This is a genomic window from Kutzneria sp. 744 (genome assembly GCF_000568255.1).
Taxonomy (GTDB): Bacteria; Actinomycetota; Actinomycetes; order Mycobacteriales; family Pseudonocardiaceae; genus Kutzneria.
The window spans coordinates 9722186-9739671 of the sequence record NZ_KK037166.1; the positions used below are offsets into that span (position 1 = coordinate 9722186).

Annotated in this window: 18 protein-coding genes and 1 riboswitch; of the genes, 6 read left to right on the plus strand and 12 right to left on the minus strand. The window is 67.9% G+C overall.

Features of this window, described 5'->3' with window-relative positions; genetic code table 11:
- The first annotated feature begins 4 nt into the window (after positions 1 to 4).
- Positions 5 to 760 carry an IclR family transcriptional regulator gene (locus KUTG_RS44455; protein WP_043725814.1) on the plus strand — a complete coding sequence of 252 codons (756 nt, stop codon included), beginning with the start codon at positions 5 to 7 and terminating at the stop codon, positions 758 to 760.
- Between the two features lie 362 nt (positions 761 to 1122).
- Here KUTG_RS44455 and KUTG_RS44460 read toward each other — a convergent pair whose 3' ends face one another.
- Positions 1123 to 1644, minus strand: coding sequence for a transposase (locus KUTG_RS44460; protein ID WP_232241271.1), 522 nt, complete (start codon positions 1642 to 1644; stop codon positions 1123 to 1125).
- A 675-nt stretch (positions 1645 to 2319) separates the two neighbouring features.
- Between KUTG_RS44460 and ltrA the strand changes: the two genes are divergently transcribed.
- On the plus strand, positions 2320 to 3753 hold the full coding sequence (ltrA, locus tag KUTG_RS44470) for a group II intron reverse transcriptase/maturase (RefSeq protein ID WP_043714528.1): 1434 nt from the start codon (positions 2320 to 2322) through the stop codon (positions 3751 to 3753).
- 94 nt (positions 3754 to 3847) lie between these two features.
- On the opposite strand, the gene KUTG_RS62400 is transcribed toward ltrA, so the two are convergent.
- On the minus strand, positions 3848 to 4222 hold the full coding sequence (locus tag KUTG_RS62400; RefSeq protein ID WP_198047527.1) for a helix-turn-helix domain-containing protein: 375 nt from the start codon (positions 4220 to 4222) through the stop codon (positions 3848 to 3850).
- Between the two features lie 53 nt (positions 4223 to 4275).
- A complete protein-coding gene (locus KUTG_RS62405; RefSeq protein ID WP_198047528.1) occupies positions 4276 to 4458 on the minus strand; it encodes a hypothetical protein in 183 nt (60 codons plus the stop codon).
- A gap of 66 nt (positions 4459 to 4524) precedes the next feature.
- Between KUTG_RS62405 and KUTG_RS44480 the strand changes: the two genes are divergently transcribed.
- Positions 4525 to 4848, plus strand: a complete 324-nt coding sequence (locus tag KUTG_RS44480; RefSeq protein ID WP_043728364.1) for a hypothetical protein — start codon at positions 4525 to 4527, stop codon at positions 4846 to 4848.
- Positions 4849 to 4888: 40 nt separating this feature from the next.
- On the opposite strand, the gene KUTG_RS44485 is transcribed toward KUTG_RS44480, so the two are convergent.
- The 5 genes from KUTG_RS44485 to KUTG_RS44505 all read right to left on the minus strand — a co-directional run bounded on the left by KUTG_RS44485 (position 4889) and on the right by KUTG_RS44505 (position 9417).
- A complete protein-coding gene (locus KUTG_RS44485; protein ID WP_043725816.1) occupies positions 4889 to 5104 on the minus strand; it encodes a hypothetical protein in 216 nt (71 codons plus the stop codon).
- Between the two features lie 337 nt (positions 5105 to 5441).
- A complete protein-coding gene (locus tag KUTG_RS44490) occupies positions 5442 to 6014 on the minus strand; it encodes a PadR family transcriptional regulator (protein ID WP_043725820.1) in 573 nt (190 codons plus the stop codon).
- Between the two features lie 16 nt (positions 6015 to 6030).
- Positions 6031 to 7455, minus strand: coding sequence for an aldehyde dehydrogenase (locus tag KUTG_RS44495; RefSeq protein WP_052396139.1), 1425 nt, complete (start codon positions 7453 to 7455; stop codon positions 6031 to 6033).
- Positions 7452 to 8744, minus strand: a complete 1293-nt coding sequence (locus KUTG_RS44500) for an MFS transporter (protein WP_052396140.1) — start codon at positions 8742 to 8744, stop codon at positions 7452 to 7454. Before KUTG_RS44500 ends, KUTG_RS44495 begins: the two co-directional genes overlap by 4 nt.
- A gap of 13 nt (positions 8745 to 8757) precedes the next feature.
- On the minus strand, positions 8758 to 9417 hold the full coding sequence (locus KUTG_RS44505) for a class II aldolase/adducin family protein (RefSeq protein ID WP_043725821.1): 660 nt from the start codon (positions 9415 to 9417) through the stop codon (positions 8758 to 8760).
- A 110-nt stretch (positions 9418 to 9527) separates the two neighbouring features.
- Between KUTG_RS44505 and KUTG_RS44510 the strand changes: the two genes are divergently transcribed.
- Positions 9528 to 10415: a VOC family protein gene (locus tag KUTG_RS44510; RefSeq protein WP_043725824.1), complete on the plus strand. Its 888-nt coding sequence runs from the start codon at positions 9528 to 9530 to the stop codon at positions 10413 to 10415.
- 108 nt (positions 10416 to 10523) lie between these two features.
- Here the strand turns inward: KUTG_RS44510 and KUTG_RS44515 are convergent, their stop codons facing one another.
- The 4 genes from KUTG_RS44515 to KUTG_RS44530 form a co-directional block, all read right to left on the minus strand.
- The gene (locus KUTG_RS44515) at positions 10524 to 11300 is read right to left on the minus strand and encodes a polysaccharide lyase family 7 protein (RefSeq protein WP_232241272.1); all 777 of its coding nucleotides are present in this window, start codon (positions 11298 to 11300) and stop codon (positions 10524 to 10526) included.
- Positions 11301 to 11533: 233 nt separating this feature from the next.
- Positions 11534 to 12067, minus strand: coding sequence for a TetR/AcrR family transcriptional regulator (locus KUTG_RS44520; protein WP_232241273.1), 534 nt, complete (start codon positions 12065 to 12067; stop codon positions 11534 to 11536).
- A gap of 70 nt (positions 12068 to 12137) precedes the next feature.
- The gene (locus tag KUTG_RS57310) at positions 12138 to 12626 is read right to left on the minus strand and encodes a TetR/AcrR family transcriptional regulator (RefSeq protein WP_084580527.1); all 489 of its coding nucleotides are present in this window, start codon (positions 12624 to 12626) and stop codon (positions 12138 to 12140) included.
- A 22-nt stretch (positions 12627 to 12648) separates the two neighbouring features.
- On the minus strand, positions 12649 to 13323 hold the full coding sequence (locus tag KUTG_RS44530; RefSeq protein WP_043725827.1) for an SDR family oxidoreductase: 675 nt from the start codon (positions 13321 to 13323) through the stop codon (positions 12649 to 12651).
- 166 nt (positions 13324 to 13489) lie between these two features.
- A riboswitch (cobalamin riboswitch) is annotated at positions 13490 to 13699 on the plus strand.
- A gap of 110 nt (positions 13700 to 13809) precedes the next feature.
- On the opposite strand from KUTG_RS44530, the gene KUTG_RS44535 reads away from it, so the two are divergent.
- Both KUTG_RS44535 and KUTG_RS44540 read left to right on the plus strand, forming a co-directional pair.
- The gene (locus KUTG_RS44535; protein WP_232241274.1) at positions 13810 to 16170 is read left to right on the plus strand and encodes a ribonucleoside-diphosphate reductase subunit alpha; all 2361 of its coding nucleotides are present in this window, start codon (positions 13810 to 13812) and stop codon (positions 16168 to 16170) included.
- Positions 16167 to 17210 (plus strand): ribonucleotide-diphosphate reductase subunit beta, encoded by a 1044-nt coding sequence (locus KUTG_RS44540; protein WP_232241275.1) that lies wholly within the window; start codon positions 16167 to 16169, stop codon positions 17208 to 17210. Before KUTG_RS44535 ends, KUTG_RS44540 begins: the two co-directional genes overlap by 4 nt.
- Positions 17211 to 17486 lie beyond the last annotated feature (276 nt).

Genomic DNA, 17486 nt, shown 5'->3' on the forward strand with positions numbered 1-17486 from the left:
AGCTATGCGTTCCACTCAGCGAGACGACGGTCAGAATTCGGTGCTGGGCCGGGCGGTTTCCCTGCTGTCGGCCTTCCGTCAGGACGACGACCGCTGCGTGACACTGTCCGAACTGGCCCGTCGTGCCGGGGTTGCCAAGCCGACCGCGCACCGCTTGGCCGGACAGCTGGTAGAGCTGGGCATGTTGGAGCCGGGGGAGGGCGGGCTGCGGCTGGGGCTGCGGGTGTTCGAGCTCGGGCAGTTGGTGCCTCGGCAGCGGGGGCTGCGGGACGCCGCGCGGCCGTTCCTGGAGGACCTGCACCGGGCGTCGGGAGAGACCGTGCACCTGGCCGTGCTGGAGGCGCCTGATGTCGTGTACCTGGACAAGCTGACCAGTCGGGCTGCGCCGGCCGTGCCGTCACGGATCGGGGGGCGGATGCCGGCCCATGCGACGGCGGTGGGGAAGGCCTTGCTGGCGCACGCTTCGGAGGACGTGCGGGAGGCCGTGCTGACGCGACCGTTGGAGCGGGTGACGGCGCGGACCGTGGTGATGCGGGGAGTGTTGATGCGGGAGTTGCGGCGGGTGCGGACCGATGGTGTGGCGCACGAATACGAGGAATCGGCCAACGGGGTGGTGTGTGCTGCCTGCCCGGTGATCGACTCGGAAGGGAAGGCTATTGCGGCGGTGTCGGTGTCGGGGTGGGTGGGGCGGATGCAGTTGGAGCGGGTGGTGCCGGCATTGCGGACTACGGCGTTGATGCTGTCGCGGCAGTGGGGGTGATGGGTTTGGGGGTTGTGCTGTGTTAAGCCATGGTGGGTGTGGGTGTGGGTGTGCGTGTGGGTGTTTGGGTTTTGCGGAGCGGCGCGGCGCGGTGCTGGGCGTGCGTGTTTGGGATGTGCTGTGCAGTGGTGGGGGTGGGTGTTTGGCTTGTGGTGGTTGTGGGTGTTTCTGGGGTGGGCGGATCGGCGTGGGTGCTTGGGCTATTTTATGCAGTGCGGGGTGTGAGGGTTTTCCGGGGTGGGTGGGTCGATTTGGTGTGGAGCCTCTGGACGATGGCCGCGAGGTGCATTTCAGGGGGCAGGCTTCGCCTGCCCCTCGCGCGGAGAGCTTAGTGGTTGGTTTCGGAAGTTCCTCGTAGGTGATCATGCTGCGGTCGCGAGTCCGGCAGCGGCCTGTTGTGGTTCGTGATAGCTGATGCGAGCGAGCAGGTCGTGCAGGTCGTCGCGGGTGAACGTCCACCGGAACGGCCTCGCGGTGGCGTTGTACCGTTCCTCGAAGTCGGCCAGGCGGTATTCGACCTCGGCCAGGTCGGTGAAGTCGTTGGGAGACACCACCTTGCGCTGCACCACCGAGAAGTGGACCTCCACTTGGTTCAACCACGAGGCGTGCACCGGGGTGTGCACCATGACCGCGTTGGGGAATCGGCGGGCCAACCGGTCGATGGCCGCCTGCCCCCGATGCGACGACCCGTTGTCCACCACCCAGAACACCCGCTTCGCCGACGCGTAGGGCTCCTGGGTCATGACCTGCTCGACCAGCGCCATGAACGGCACGATCCCCGTGGACGGCGCGCACGAGCCGAACACCCAGGCCCGGTGCACGTCGTAGGCGGCCAGATACGCCACCGCCCCACCCCGGGTGTACTCGTGGTTGACCCGCGTCATCCGGGCCCTGCCCGGCGGCAGGCTGGGATGGCAGCGGCAGCGGGCCTGGATCGAGGTCTTCGTGCGCCACGAGGCGCTGCACTATCGGGTGGAGGTGAGAGACCTCCGCCGTCGTCCTGTCGCAGCAGGTCGATGAAGCTGAGGGCAGCCTGATCCGGGAGGCGCCGGGGAGGGTGGGAGCAGCCCTGACAACGAGGAGACGGGCCGGCACTGCCAGACGGCTCGGGCTCACCTAGCGAGACGGAAAGGTGTACGTGAGGAACCAGCGGTTAAAGCCTCTCAAGAGATACACCGGCTCCAACCTGGCGGATGCGGGCCGGAGCGCGACGCACACCTGTCTTGACCGGATGTCCGGGACAGGGCGGGTGACTTTCGGGCCGGGTGAAGACGCCGGCAGGGAGGCCGCGAGGAAAGGCTGCGGCGTACTCGTGGCGATGTCGCAGGGGCAAAGCTGGGCACCGACCCCGTCGACCGGTGTGTGGTGAACGTGGGAAGCGTCCCGGGCTGGTCCCGCGTGCTGGCCGTCCAGGTCGGGTGCGGGCAGGCTCGTCGTCGGCTGAGCGGGCCGGGGCGTGGCGGAGCCGTCGTAGTAGTCCGAGGTCGGGAAAGCCGGCCACATGGCGAAGGGCGGCAGCGAGTCCGCGGCGATGGGAACGGAAGGGCAGGAGATCACCGGTGAATACGGGTGTGCTGTGGCCGACGGTCGAGGAGGCCGAGGCGCGGGTACTGCGGATCCAGACCAAGCTGCATCAGTGGGCGATCGATGGTCCTGGTCGCCGGTTCGACGACGTGTTCAATTTGGTGTGTGACCCGGCTGTTCTCGTTGTGGCGTGGACGCGGGTCAGGGGCAACAAGGGTAAGCGGTCGGCGGGGGTGGATGGTGTCCGTCCGGACGCCGTGTTCGCCGCCGAGGAGTGGTTCCTGCCCACCTTGAGGCGAGATCTCAGGGAGCGGCGGTTCGACCCGATGCCCGTGCGGGAGCGGATGATCCCCAAGCCGGGCAGCGCGAATCTGCGTCGCTTGGGTATCCCGACCGCGCGGGACCGCACCGTGCAGGCGGCTCTGAAGCTGGTACTGGAGCCGATCTTCGAGGCGGACTTCCAACCGTGTTCCTACGGTTTCCGTCCTCGGCGCCGGGCCCAGGATGCGATCGCGGAGATCCACCAGTTCACGTCCCGCTCGTATGAGTGGGTCCTGGAAGGGGACATCGAGGCGTGCTTCGACATGATCGACCACCCGGCCCTGATGGACCGGGTGCGTGGTCGGGTCGGGGACAAACGTGTTCTGGCTCTGGTGAAGGCGTTCCTGCATGCGGGCGTCCTCAGCGAGGACGGCGTGGTCAGGAACACCAGTACCGGCACACCCCAAGGCGGGATCCTGTCTCCGTTGCTGGCCAACATCGCCCTGTCAGTCCTGGACGAGCATTTCGCCCGGGCATGGGCGGCCAGCGGCACCTCGTATCGGCGGTTCGTGGCGCGCCGCAAGGGGTCGGCCACCTATCGGATCGTTCGCTACGCGGACGATTTCGTGGTTCTGGTGTCCGGGTCGAAGCGGCATGCCGAAGACCTCCGGGAGGTGGTGGCCGGACTGTTGGCCCCGATGGGCCTGCGGTTGTCGGCAGCCAAGACGAGGGTCTGTCACATCGATGAGGGCTTCGACTTCCTCGGGTTCCGCATCCAGCGGAAACGGAAGCGGGGCACGGACAAGCGCGTGGTCTACACCTACCCGTCGAAGAAGGCGCTGGCCTCGATCGTCGGGCGGGTCCGCGCGCTGACCCGCAGGTCGTCGCATCCAACACTTGCCGCCCTGCTGCGCCAACTCAACTTGGTGCTGCGGGGTTGGTGCGTCTACTTCCGTCATGGTGTGTCGAAGGCGACCTTCCACTACCTCGATGATTACGCCTGGCATCGGGTAGTGCGGTGGATTCGTAAGCGGCACAACAAAACGAAGTGGGCCGTCCTCATGCGCCGTTACCTTCCGGGGTGGCGACCGACGGAGGACGAGGTGACGTTGTTCCAGCCCCAGACGGTGACGGTCAGCCGTTACCGATACCGGGCGGCCAACATCCCTACACCCTGGGCAGTCATAACGCCAGAACCAGCAAAGTGATCCGCTGACACGGGCTCGTGGAGAGCCGGATGCTCAGGAATGGGCACGTCCGGTTCGGCGGGCGGGCCGGGGAAACGTAACGTTCGTAAGGACGTCAACGCGCCCCGGTCCGACCCAACTCATCACTGGAGATCACGAACTCGCCCGCCCCGAGTTCCCGGCCGTTGAAGCGGCGGTGATACAGATCCAGCACCCGCTCGGCCGTCACGGCGAAGTCAGGATCACGGGGAAAGACCCACGACCGGTACTGCCAGGGCTTGATCGCGTTCCGGGCCAGCCAGCGGCGCACCGTGGCCGCCGAGACCCGCTCGGCGACCCCCTGGGCCACCACCTCGCGGGCCAGTTCCGGACACGACCACCGCGCCAGCGGCACCCCGACACGGGCGGGAAGCTGGCAGGCCAGCGCGGTGACCTGCGCGATCTGCACCGGGCTGAACCGGGACGGCCGCCCCGAGCGGGGCCGATCCATCAATCCGGGCCAGGCCGTGCTCGGCGAACCGGCCCCGCCAGGTGCGCACCGTGTCATGAGACGGGCGCTTCCGCGGCGATCTGGGTGTTGGTCTGCCGATCGGCGGCCCGCAGCACGATCCACACGCGGATCTTGTCGCGATACGGCGTGGTGTGTCCCCGCGCCCGCCGGATCAGGATCCGCCGCAGGGCGCCGGTCACCCGCACCGGACAGGCCGCCATCGCGGGCACCGCCACCACACTCACTCTCGTGATCGAGGATCAGGACGGTGATCATCGTGGTGGTGGGGCACGATGATGGCCATGGCCACCCCGCCCGAGTCCACGAAGAACTCCCTGTCCTATCGGCTGGCCGTGCATGCCCGGACACGGTGGCCGCGGGTGGCCAGCCTGGACGTGCGGTACCGCGGCCAGTTCGCCTACGCCGACGCGCATCTGGCCGACGGGACGATCCAGCCACTGATCCGGTTGCGCTACGGCGGTTCGGCCCGGCACTGGGGCTTCGGGCTGTACCTGGCCAGCTCCGGGAAGTATGAGGACCAGGTCCTGCCCAGCGGGCTTCCCTTTGGCAGCCCGGAAGAGGCCCTGGACTGTGCCTGTGGTCTCTACCTCGGCGATCCCGTCTGACTTCCCAACCGACCCCCGAAGGACTTCCGAAACCAACCACTTAGCGGTATTGGGCCATGGCGAGTTCGGTGGTGTCGTCGACACGTTTCAGGACGGCGAGCTCGGCCCATTCGCAGGCTGATTTCATCTTCCGGGCGAGGATGGCGAGGGTGACTAACTGGTCAGTGCAGAGGCTGTCGAGGTCTATCCCGGTGAGGAGGTCGAACATGGCTCCGTCGGGTTCCATGTTTTCCATTTCTCGGGTGATTTCCCTCATGTCTTCAGGATACTCGCACGTGTGATCGAAATCGAATCACTAACGGGTGATGTTCTCATGCATAATCGCGCCAACCAGCAACGGCCGCATCACCGACAAGTGGCGGCGTCGAGAGGCCTTTCAACGCCAACCCCTCCTCTATCTGGAGAAGCGTGGATTTTGCGTGGAGGGGATCGATGTCGTACAATTGACCATGCGAAGGGCTGGCTTGCCTGCCTGCCCGGTATTTGCCCTTCGCGACATCGATCAGTGGCTCCGCGCCAAATCCACGCGACCCAACAAAGCATCCCGGCTCAACATCCACAAACCCCGCCCCACTCTGCTGACAGCCGCCCCCTTATTCCCCCAACAACCGCTGCCCTTCCTTTGCCCATTCCACCCGCACCCGAGCCACCGCCGCGATCCCCTCGAACACGTGCGCCTTCAACCGCGCGATCCGATCGTGCTCCTCAGGATCCCGGCGCGTGAGACGCTCCTTCAACAGCGCAGTGTCCTTACGCAGCAACCGATCCCGGTGCGCCTCGGCCTCCTCCGCCGCCTTCGACTGCTCGGCGATGAAGGCGTCCAAAACCTTCATCGCCTCCTCCGTCGGAATGGTGTCGAAGTTCAACGCCTGCACCATGAACGGATCCCGGGGCGGGGCAGCATCGTGCGCCGTCCCCAGCCACGACGCGAGCTCCTGATGCCCCTTCTCCGTCACCGAATACACCGTCCGGGTCAACCGGGGCCCACGGGCCTCCTCGTCACCGGCGATCAAGCCGGACTGTTCCATGCGGCGGAGCATGGGATAGATCTGGCTCTGCGGCGCGGCCCAGATCCAGCCGGTGGAGCCGTCGAAGAACCGAACGAGGTCGTAGCCGGACATCGGGCGTGCCTCCAGCACCCCCAACAAGGCATGCTGCAGCGACATGATCCGATACTAACCGTCAGCCGTCGATCCGCATGCTCACGGTCTTCGGCTCGGTGAAGAACTCCCGGCTGAAGGTGCCGCCCTCACGCCCCCACCCGGAGTCGCCGACGCCGCCGAACGGCGCGCGCAGGTCACGCACGAAGAAGCAGTTGACCCAGACGTTGCCGCTGCGCAGGGCGCCGGCCACCCGGTGCGCTCGGTGCAGCCCGTCGCTGAACACCATGGCGGACAGCCCGTACGGCGTGTCGTTGGCCAGCCGAACGCCGTCCTCCTCGGACGCGAACGGAGTGACTGTCACGACCGGCCCGAACACCTCTTCCCGCTGCACCGGCGCATCCTGCGGCACGTCCGTCAACACGGTCGGCCGCACGAACCAGTCCTCGCCGAGCCCGCCGGTCAGAACCTTCGCCCCACCGGTCTTCTCCGGCTCCAAATACCCGATGACCTTGGTGTAGTGCCTCTCGGACGCCAACGGCCCGATCGAGGTCGACGGATCGGATGGATCGCCCAGCGTCATCGCCTCGGCCGCGCTGACGAACCGCGACAGGAACTCGTCGTACACGCCCTGCTGCACGTACAGCCGCGAGCCGGCCAGGCACACCTGGCCCGTGTTGCTGAACGCCGCCCGGATCGACCAGTCCACGGCCACATCGAGGTTCGCGTCGTCGAACACCAGGTTCGACCCCTTGCCGCCCAGTTCCAGGCTCACCGGCGTCAAATTCGCCGCCCCCGCCCCCGCGATCGCACGACCCGTCAAGGACGATCCCGTGAAGGTGATCCGGTCCACGCGCGGGTCACGCGTCAATACCGCGCCGGCGTCGCCGAAGCCCAGCACCACGTTCAACACGCCCTCGGGGATGCCGGCCTCCAACGCCAGCCGGCCGATGATTGCCGCCGAGCGCGGGGTGTCCTCGGACGGCTTCAACACCACGGTGTTGCCCCACGCCAGGGCCGGCGCGATCTTCCACGTGGCCAGCATCAGCGGGAAGTTCCACGGGGCGATCGCCGCCACCACACCGGCCGACTCGTACCGCGTGTAGGTGTGCATGCCGATGTCCGACGGTAAAGCCTCAGCGACGGCCAGTCGAGCATGATCGGCGAAGAACCGGAAGTTCTGCGCCGAGCGCGGCACGTCATGCGAGGAGGCGGCCGCGATGGGCTTGCCCATGTCGTGGCCCTCGGCCTCGCCAAGCTCCGCCGCGTGCTCCTCCATCAGGTCGGCGAACTTGTGCAGCAGGCGGCCGCGCTCGGCGAAACCCATGCGGGGCCAAGGACCTTCGTCGAACGCCCGGCGCGCGGCGGCCACCGCCAGGTCCACGTCCGCCGCCGACGCGCGGGCGACAGTGGCGTAGCTCTGCCGCGTGTACGGGTCGATGTCGTCATAGGTGGCGCCGTCGGCGGAGTCGGTCTCCACCCCGCCGATGACGTGCTGAATCTTCACGATGTCTGCTCCCTCAGTTGGATGGCGACCGGCTGCCGGCGGGTGACCGGCACCAGGCCCGTCGCGACGAGACCGATGACCGCCACGGCGGCGAAGAGGTAGAAGTTCCACACGTAGCTCGCGCCGGAGGCGAGCACGAGGCCGCCGAGCACGGGGCCGAGGATGGCGCCGAGCCGGCCGACGCCGAGCGACCAGCCGATGCCGGTGGCCCGCGACGTGGACGGGTAGTAGCGGGTGACGAAGACGTTGATCAGGTTGGTGGTGCCGATGGTGCCGTAGCCGGCCACGCCCGACAGGACGTAGATGACCACTGTGGACGGTCGCGTGGCCAGCAGCGCGATGCTCACCACGGCCAGCAGGAAGGACACGGCGACGACCGGCTTGGAGCCGAGGATGTCGGCCGCCCGGCCGCCGATCGCCGAGCCGATGATCGAGCCCAGGTTGAACACCAGCAGGAAGCTCAGGGCCGAGCCGAGCGGGAAGTCGGCCTGGCGCATGATCTGCGGCAGCCAGGTGTTCATGCCGTACACCATCAGCAGCGAGCTGAAGCTGGCCAGCCACAACAGGATCGTGCCGAGCCGGTATCCGGGCGCGGCCAACTCGCGCAGCGAGCTGAGCCAGTTCCGCTTCTCCGACAAGGAGATCACCGGCACCTCGACGCCGAGCCGAACGGCCAGCGTGACGGCCTCGTCGGTACGGCCACGCAACACCAGGTACTCCAACGACTCCGGCAGCCAGCGCAGCGCGAACGGCACCGCCAGCACCGGGGCGGCGCCGATCAGGTACATGGTCTGCCAGCCCAGTGACGGGATCACCGAGATCGCCAGCGCGGAGGCCAGGATGCCGCCGACCGCGTAACCCGACTGCATCAGCACGTACGTGATGTTGTGCTTGCCGGCGGGCGCGTACTCGACAACCAGCGCGGCGGCGGTCGGCATCAGGCCGCCGAGGCCGATGCCGGCCACGAACCTCAACAACCCGAGCACTTCCGGGTTCGGGGCCAGCGCGCACAGCGCCGTGCAGACGGAGAACCACACCATGCAGAGCACGAGGATCCGGCGGCGGCCGATCAGGTCGGTCACCGTGCCCACCAGCAGCGCGCCGATGAGCATGCCGATCAGCGCGTAGCTGCCGATCGTGCCGGCCTGCGCGGGGCCGATGTGCCAGGCCGCCAGCAGGGACGGCACGGTCGTGCCGTAGACGACCAGGTCGTAGCCGTCGAAGGTGACGGCGAAGGCGCACAGGATGACGACGCTCCATAAGGCGCCGCGGGAGACTCTGTTCGGCATGGCGGGGGTCCTTTCACCGCGACGCTGCGGTCAGGTGGTGCCAGATGCGGTTGAGCAGTTCGGAACCCGTTGCCGCCCAGGCCGCCTGCTCCTCGGCGGGCAGCGGGCGGACCGGGCCGTGGGCGGCGACGGCGAGCGTGAGCTTCGCGGTCTCCTCGAGGATCCACATGCGGGCCACGGCCTCGGGCAGGGTGGCGCCGACGGTGATGGCGCCGTTGCCGCGCAGCACGAGGGCCGTCGCGCTGCCCAGCGCGGCGGCCAGTTCGCGGGCGATCCCGGGTTCACGGATCAGGCGCGAGTTGTGGAAGATCGGGACGATCGGGCCGAGCAGCGAGCCCTGGCCGTGCAGCGGCACGAGTGGGATGCCCAGCGTCGCGGTGGCGGCGACGGTCGGCGGCTGGGCCCGGCAGATGGCGCCGACGTCCGGTCGAACGGCGGCAATGGCGGTGTGCATCCACGCCTCGCGGGGCGCGTCATCGGGAAGTTCCCCCGCACAAATGGACAGCTGGGGGAATTCACCACCGGCCAGCGCGCCCAGCGGCCACGGCGGCGTGATGAGCAGCTCCTCGTCGGAGATCCGGGCGCTGACGTGCCCGAACGCGGTGACCAGCCCGGCCGCGTCGAGCGCGTGGCCGGCCCGGGTCAGGTCCTCGGCGATGCTGGCTGGCGACATGGGGCAATGGTTACCGGTATCTGTATATCTGTCAACGGTAGGATTGACATGTATATCGATACCTGTACCGTTGTGAGCGTTGGGTTGCCGTCTGACAGCGAGGTGGGGCAGTGATCGCCATCCAGGACATCGCCTACGTCCGCTCCGGCACCGCGGACCTGGAGACCGCCATCGGCTTCGCCGTCGACGTGGTGGGCCTCGAACTGGTCGAGCGGACCGCGGAGCGGGCCTATCTGCGGGCCGACAACCGGCATCACTGTCTGTCCTTTGTGGCCGGTGAGGCCGGTGTCATCTCCTCGGCCTTCACACTCGCCGACGAGGACCGGCTCGCCGACGCCGAGTCCGAGCTCGAGGCGGCCGGGCTCACCGTCAGCCGTGGCGACAAGGCGGCCGCCGCCGACCGGCACGTGCGGGAGTTCATCGCCTTCGAGGACCCGTTCGGCAACGTCGTCGACCTCGTGGTGGACCAGAAGGAGGTGCCCACGCCGGTCAACTTCGCCCGCGCCGCCGGCATCACCGAGTTCGGCCACCTCTGCCTCGACGCCCCCGACGTCCGGGCCGCGCACAAGTTCTGGACCAAGCACTTCACCCTGAAGGTGTCCGACTGGATCGGTGACGCCGCGTGCCTGATGCGCTTCGATCCCGTGCACCACAAGATGGCCGTGTTCCAGGGCGCCGGGCCGGGCCTGTGCCACATGAACTTCCAGGTCGAGTCCATCGACGACGTCATGCGCAGCTGGCACTTCCTGCAGGACAACGGGATCGAGATCGAGCAGGGCCCCGGCCGGCACCCCCAGTCCGGCGCCGTCTTCCTGTACTTCAAGGGGCCCGAGGGCCTGACGTACGAGTACTCCTACGGCGTTCGGCGGATCGAGGACGACGACGCCTGGCGGGTTCGGTACTTCGACCCGTCCGAGCCCGACGCCATCGACATGTGGCGCGGGCCGACCAACCGCTGCGCCTCCCAGCCGCAGCTGCCCGGCCTGACCACCCGCTGATGCCTGTCGTGCGCATCACCGCCGCCGGCCGGACGCCGGCCGAGCGAGGCCGGTGACGGCATGCCGAACGGCCCGGCGGACGAATCCGCCGGGCCGAACAGGGACAACTCAGCTGTGCGAGACCGTCAGAGCGTAGAAATGCACGGTCGCGCCGTTGGTGGAGCTGCTGCTGGCGCTCTGGTTGTAGTCGCCGGCCTTGAAGTACTGCGGATAGCCCTTCCAGCCCGACGGAATGCCGAAGGAATGGTTGCTGCCGTTGATCGCGACGTTGATGGTGTTGCCGCCGGTGACGCTGATGACGTAGCTGAACTGCGTGTTCAGCGAGACGTGGCCGACGGTGTGCGCGGTCTGGCCGCCGCCGGGGCCGTTCTCGATGCCGGCGATGATGTCGCCGTTGCTGTGGTAGTAGAGTTCGATCAGCGGTTTGGTGGTGCCGCTGCCCTCGCTGGCGTGAATCTGCCCGACGCAGACACTGGACGGCACCTTGGTCACCTTGACCGTGGCGCTGAGCTTGTGCGTGCCGGGCAGGCCCCAGCTGGCCGCGGACCCGCTCGAATTCATTTCACGCAGCTCAGAACGGGAGAAGTTGGAGTTGGGCGTGTGCACGCCGTTCTCCGGGTCCCAGAACGTCATGGAACCGTCGGTCTTGTCCGTGTAGAAGTACTTGTCGGTGTAGCCGCTCGCGCCTTTCAGCCGGCTGGGGCTGATCGTCGTCGGCGAACCGGGGGAGCCGACCGGCTCCTGGAGGGACCACACCGACAAATTGAAGTTTCCACCCGGCGCGACCCCGGTGTTCAGGGCGGGGGCGGCCATGGCGGATTGGCCGGCGAACAGCGTGCCGGCCGCGGCGAGGGTCAGGGCGCTCGCCGTGAGCTTCTTGTTCAATTTTTACTCCTCGCAGGGACGTGTGGCGGCGTCAGGGAACCGAGGGATCAGGCAGGATCCCGGGGTTGTCGAGCCGCCCCGTCACAGCGAGAAACGCTGGCAGGGATTGTGTGCATGGGTTTTAATCTCCTCCGGTTTGGCGGCGGTGCCATACCGACTTCGAGAAGAGCAGGGGCCATCAGTTTGGGATACCCACGCTTGCCCCGTCAATACCTTTCGGGCAGGTGAATTGTTCAGGTCCGTGAACCGTTGAGCAGGGCCAACAGTTTTTCCACATCGTGGATGATCTGGTCGCGGGGGGTGCGTGCCCGGACCTGCACCCGGACTCCGACCCAGGCGTTGAAGGCGACGGCGGTGGCGGTTTCGGCATCGATCCGGTCGGTGACGGAACCGTCCCGCTGACCCTGGCGGATCATCCCCGCCAGCGTCTCGCGCGCCACCGCCGAGTGCTGCGCGAGTCGCTCGGCGACGGCGTCGTCCGAAGGCCCCAATTCGGTCGAGCTGTTCACGAACAGGCAGCCGCGGAAGTCGTCGGCCGGCGATTCGAGCAGGAGCGAGAACAGGGAGCGGATCGCCGAGAGGCCGTCCGCCGCGGCCTTCTCGCGGAACCCGTCCTCTGCCAGCGTGAGGTAGCGGTCGAGCGCGCGAAGGTAGAGCGAATGCTTGTCCCCGAAGGTGTCGTACATGCTGCGCCGGCCGACCCCGGTGTGCTCGACCAGATCCTGCACCGAGGTCGCCTCGTAGCCGCGCCGCCAGAACAGGTCCATCGCGTCGGCGACGGCCGTGTCCGGATCGAATTCCTTGTGCCGAACCATGGGGACAAACCTCTCACACGAACTACAGTGCGGCGCTCAGGCCGGCCTTCACGTTCCGGGTGAGCTCGTCGAAGAGCACCTCCGCGTCCCCGTTGGCGACGGCGTCGAGGGTCACCTTGGCGACCTCGGCCGGGTCGGACTTGCTGCCGTCGACGTGCGCCGCCAAAAGTGCGAATAGAAACCGCATTCCGGTCGAGCTGTTCACGAACAGGCAGCCGCGGAAGTCGTCGGCCGGCGATTCGAGCAGGAGCGAGAACAGGGAGCGGATCGCCGAGAGGCCGTCCGCCGCGGCCTTCTCGCGGAACCCGTCCTCTGCCAGCGTGAGGTAGCGGTCGAGCGCGCGAAGGTAGAGCGAATGCTTGTCCCCGAAGGTGTCGTACATGCTGCGCCGGCCGACCCCGGTGTGCTCGACCAGATCCTGCACCGAGGTCGCCTCGTAGCCGCGCCGCCAGAACAGGTCCATCGCGTCGGCGACGGCCGTGTCCGGATCGAATTCCTTGTGCCGAACCATGGGGACAAACCTCTCACACGAACTACAGTGCGGCGCTCAGGCCGGCCTTCACGTTCCGGGTGAGCTCGTCGAAGAGCACCTCCGCGTCCCCGTTGGCGACGGCGTCGAGGGTCACCTTGGCGACCTCGGCCGGGTCGGACTTGCTGCCGTCGACGTGCGCCGCCATGTCGGTGTCCATGTAGCCGACGTGCAGGCCGGTCACGGTGATGCCCTTGGGCGCCAGCGTCTGGCGCACCGCGTTGGTCATCGCCCACTCGGCCGCCTTGGCCACCGAGTACGAGCCGACGCCGGGGAAGTGGGCCCAGGACAGGACCGAGGCCACGTTCAGCACGGCGCCGCCGCCGTTGGCCTCGATCACCGGCGCGAAGGCGCGGATGGCGGCCAGTGAACCGATGTAGTGCACCTCGAGCTGCTCGCGGATCTCGTCGAGGGTGGTGGTCAGCAGGTCGCCGCCGCCGTCCTTGCCGGCGTTGTTGATCAGGAGGGTGGCGTCGGTGGCGACCTTGGCGGCGGCCTCGATGCTGCTGTGGTCGGTGACGTCGAGGCGCAGCGGGGTGACGCCCTCGATGTCCATGGTCTCGGGGCGTCGTGCGGTGGCGTACACCTTCGCGCCACGGGCGACGAGCTCTTCGGCGAACTTGCGGCCCAGGCCGCGGTTCGCACCGGTCACTACGGCAACAGTCTTGGTGAAGTCCATGTCGACGACGATAGTCTGTTGAGAACGAACGGTGCAATAAGAACCTCGGTGACCGCGGCCACATGACCTTCGGGGTCGCTGCGGCCGAGCTGAGATGTGGACCGCGTTCGGCCCGTCTGACACGCCGACACAACATGTGGGTTCTTGCGACTGATCGTCGTCCATGTATTGTGCTCACCGAGCTGGTTCGGCCGTCCCGCCAGGGCGGTCGTCGTAAGAGGGAACCCGGTGTGAATCCGGGACTGCCCCGCAGCGGTGAACGGGAACGACCGCCGTCACGAAGCACTGGACGCAGAGGTCCGGGAAGCGACGGCCAGTAGGTGCCGACCAGGCATGCCCGTGAGTCCGAAGACCTGCCCGCTCGCCCGTTCCGCACCGTGGACGGGCTCGTGTCCAGGCCCCGAGGGAGGGCGTGGGGACTCCTCGCGGCCGCGTGCCGCCTGTGTCCTCGCGCCCAGGGCCCACAGCGTGCGAGGAGTCAAGGCCGTGAAGACAGTCGTGCGGGTCGACGCCGACCCCCACCCGACGATGCGGGTGCGCAAACGCAGCGGCGCGTTCGAGACCGTCGACGTGAACAAGATCGTGAAAGCGGTGGGCCGCAACGCGGTCGGCCTGTCCGAGGTTGATCCGCTGCGGGTCGCCACCAAGACGATCAACGGCCTGTACGACGGCGCGACCACCGAGGAGCTGGACCGGCTGTCCATCCAGACCGCCGCGGAGCTGGTCTCGGAGGAGCCGGAGTACTCCCGGCTGGCCGCGCAGCTGCTCGCCGCGTACATCGACAAGGAGGTCCGCGGCCAGGGCATCCACTCGTTCAGCCAGAGCATCGCGCTGGGCCACCGCGAGGGCCTGATCGGCGACGAGACGGCCAAGTTCGTGGCCACGCACGCTCGCAAGCTGGACGACGCGATCGACGCCGACAACGACCGCCGCTTCGAGTACTTCGGCCTGCGCACGGTGTACGACCGCTACCTGTTGCGCCACCCCAATTCCCGGGCGGTGCTGGAGCGCCCGCAGTACTGGCTGCTGCGCGTGGCCTGCGGCCTGTCGCACACCGCGGCCGAGGCGATCCGCTTCTACCGCCTGATGTCCTCGCTGGCGTACCTGCCGAGCTCGCCGACGCTGTTCAACTCGGGCACCCGGCACACCCAGATGTCCTCGTGCTACCTGCTGGACTCGCCCCGCGACGAGCTCGAGTCGATCTACGAGCGGTACGCACAGGTGGCGCAGCTGTCCAAGTTCGCCGGCGGCATCGGCGTGCAGTGGTCCCGGGTCCGCTCTCGCGGCGCCCTGATCCGCGGCACCAACGGCCACTCCAACGGGATCGTGCCGTGGCTGCGCACGCTGGACGCCTCGGTGGCGGCGGTCAACCAGGGCGGCCGGCGCAAGGGCGCGGCCTGCGTCTACCTGGAGACGTGGCACCCGGACATCGAGGAGTTCCTTGAGCTGCGCGACAACACGGGTGAGGACGCGCGCCGCACGCACAACCTGAACATCGCCAACTGGATCCCGGACGAGTTCATGCGCCGGGTCGAGGCCGACGCCGAGTGGTCGCTGTTCGACCCGGACGAGACGCCGGAGCTGCCGGACCTGTGGGGTGAGGACTTCGACCGCGCCTACCGGGCGGCCGAGGAGGCCGGCCGGGCCGTGCGCAAGGTCAAGGCCCGCGACCTGTACGCGAAGATGATGCGCACGCTGGCCCAGACCGGCAACGGCTGGATGACCTTCAAGGACACCACCAACCGCACCTGCAACCAGACCGCCGAAGCCGGCAACGTGGTGCATCTTTCCAATCTCTGCACGGAGATCCTGGAGGTCACCAGCGACGCCGAGACCGCCGTGTGCAACCTCGGCTCGGTCAACCTGGGCGCGCACGTGGCCGGCGACGCCATGGACTGGACCAAGCTGCGGGAGACCGTCCGCACCGGGGTCACGTTCCTGGACCGCGTGATCGACATCAACTACTACCCGACCGAGCCGGCGGGCCGGTCCAACCCGCGCTGGCGGCCGGTCGGCCTGGGCGTGATGGGCCTGCAGGACGTGTTCTTCAAGCTGCGCCTGGACTTCGACTCGCCCGAGGCTCGCGAGCTGTCGACCCGCGTCGCCGAGGAGATCTACCTCACGGCCCTGGAGACCTCGGCCGATCTGGCCGCCTCCGCCGGCGCGCACCCGGCGTACAACCAGACCCGTGCGGCGCAGGGCGATCTCCAGCCGGATCTGTGGGGCGTCACGCCGACGCAGACCGAGCGCTGGACCGCGTTGCGTGAGCGCGTGGCCGAGAGCGGCCTGCGCAACTCGCTGCTGATCGCGATCGCCCCGACGGCCACGATCGCCTCCATCGCCGGCTGTTACGAGTGTATCGAGCCGCAGGTGTCCAACGTGTGCAAGCGGGAGACCCTGTCCGGGGAGTTCTTGCAGGTCAACACCTATCTCGTCGCCGAGCTCAAGCGGCACGGCCTGTGGACCGCCACCACCCGCGACCAGCTCAAGCGGGACGACGGCTCCGCGCAGGGCCTGGCCGGCCTGCCCGAGGCCAGCCGCTCGTTGTTCCGCACCGCCTGGGAGCTGCCGCAGCGGTCCCTGATCGACCTGGCCGCCGCGCGCGGCCCGTACATCGACCAGAGCCAGTCGCTGAACCTGTTCGTCGCCTCGCCGACGATCGGCAAGCTGTCCTCGATGTACCGCTACGCCTGGCAGACCGGGCTGAAGACCACGTACTACCTGCGGTCCCGCCCGGCGACGCGCATCCAGCAGGCCACCGTGCCGACCGCTGCCGCTTCCGTCGTCGAGGCGGACGTCATCGCCTGCTCCCTTGAGAACCCCGAGTCCTGTGAGGCCTGCCAGTGACCACGACAACTTCCACCGGGCTCGAGAACACCGCCCGCCAGCAGTCCTTGCTGGACCCGGGCATGGACCTCACGTTGCGGCCCATGCGTTATCCCTTGTTCTACGAGCGTTTTCGTGACGCCATCAAGAACACGTGGACGGTCGAGGAGGTCGACCTGCACTCCGACCTCGCCGACCTCAAGAAGCTCACGCCGGCCGAGCAGCACCTGATCAACCGCCTGGTCGCGTTCTTCGCCACCGGCGACACCATCGTCGCCAACAACCTGGTGCTCAACCTGTACGAGCACGTCAACGCCCCCGAGGCCCGGCTCTACCTGTCGCGCCAGCTGTTCGAGGAGGCCGTGCACGTCCAGTTCTACCTGACGCTGCTGGACACCTACATTCCCGACGAGAACGAGCGGGCCGAGGCGTTCGCGGCGGTGGAGAACATCCCGTCGATCCGGGACAAGGCCGAGTTCTGCTTCAAGTGGATCGACTCCGTCCAGCACCTGGACCAGTTGCGCAGCAAGGAGGATCGCCGCAGCTTCCTGCTCAACCTGATCTGCTTCGCCGCGTGCATCGAGGGTCTGTTCTTCTACGGCGCCTTCGCCTACGTGTACTTCCTGCGCTCGCGGGGCCTGCTCAACGGCCTGGCGTCCGGCACCAACTGGGTGTTCCGCGACGAGTCCATGCACATGGCGTTCGCCTTCGACGTGGTCGACACCGTGCGCCGCGAGGAGCCGGACCTGTTCGACGACAAGCTGGAGGCCGAGGTCAGGCAGATGCTGCGTGAGGCCGTCGACGCCGAGACGCGCTTCGCCGAGGACATGCTGGGGCAGGGTGTGGCCGGCATGTCGTTGGCGGACATGCGTTCCTACCTGGAGCACGTCGCCGACCGGCGGCTGGCCGTGCTGGGCATGGCGCCGGAGTTCAACGCCAAGAACCCGTTCGCGTTCATGGAGTTGCAGGACGTGCAGGAGCTGTCCAACTTCTTCGAACGCCGCGTGTCCGCCTACCAGGTGGCCGTGACCGGCACCGTGAGCTTCGACGAGGACTTCTAGACAAGAGAGTGCTCGGCCCCGCCCCTGCTTCGCCCGGTTGGCGGATTTTCGCCCGCCGCCACCCGACACGCCCACCCACGCAAGCCGGATGCGGCGGGTGAAAATCCGGCAAGGGCGAGGCAGGGGTCACGAGGGGCCGAGCCCCGCGCGGGACGCGCGGCATCGAACACGGCAGGGGTCACGAGGGGCCGAGCCGCGACGCCGAAGGCGGCACCATTGGCACTGTCTACTGACCTGTGGTTTCGGGCACGTAGCGTCAAGAACTCGTTCAGGTGA

Bases quoted from the DNA above. Each gene is read 5' to 3' on its own strand.
- KUTG_RS44455 (WP_043725814.1), top strand. From the start codon at position 5: ATGCGTTCCACTCAGCGAGACGACGGTCAGAATTCGGTGCTGGGCCGG.
- KUTG_RS44460 (WP_232241271.1), bottom strand. From the start codon at position 1,644: ATGACGCGGGTCAACCACGAGTACACCCGGGGTGGGGCGGTGGCGTAT.
- KUTG_RS62400 (WP_198047527.1), bottom strand. From the start codon at position 4,222: ATGGATCGGCCCCGCTCGGGGCGGCCGTCCCGGTTCAGCCCGGTGCAG.
- KUTG_RS44480 (WP_043728364.1), top strand. From the start codon at position 4,525: ATGGCCACCCCGCCCGAGTCCACGAAGAACTCCCTGTCCTATCGGCTG.
- KUTG_RS44485 (WP_043725816.1), bottom strand. From the start codon at position 5,104: ATGAGGGAAATCACCCGAGAAATGGAAAACATGGAACCCGACGGAGCC.
- KUTG_RS44490 (WP_043725820.1), bottom strand. From the start codon at position 6,014: ATGTCGCTGCAGCATGCCTTGTTGGGGGTGCTGGAGGCACGCCCGATG.
- KUTG_RS44500 (WP_052396140.1), bottom strand. From the start codon at position 8,744: ATGCCGAACAGAGTCTCCCGCGGCGCCTTATGGAGCGTCGTCATCCTG.
- KUTG_RS44505 (WP_043725821.1), bottom strand. From the start codon at position 9,417: ATGTCGCCAGCCAGCATCGCCGAGGACCTGACCCGGGCCGGCCACGCG.
- KUTG_RS44520 (WP_232241273.1), bottom strand. From the start codon at position 12,067: ATGGACCTGTTCTGGCGGCGCGGCTACGAGGCGACCTCGGTGCAGGAT.
- KUTG_RS57310 (WP_084580527.1), bottom strand. From the start codon at position 12,626: ATGGTTCGGCACAAGGAATTCGATCCGGACACGGCCGTCGCCGACGCG.
- KUTG_RS44530 (WP_043725827.1), bottom strand. From the start codon at position 13,323: ATGGACTTCACCAAGACTGTTGCCGTAGTGACCGGTGCGAACCGCGGC.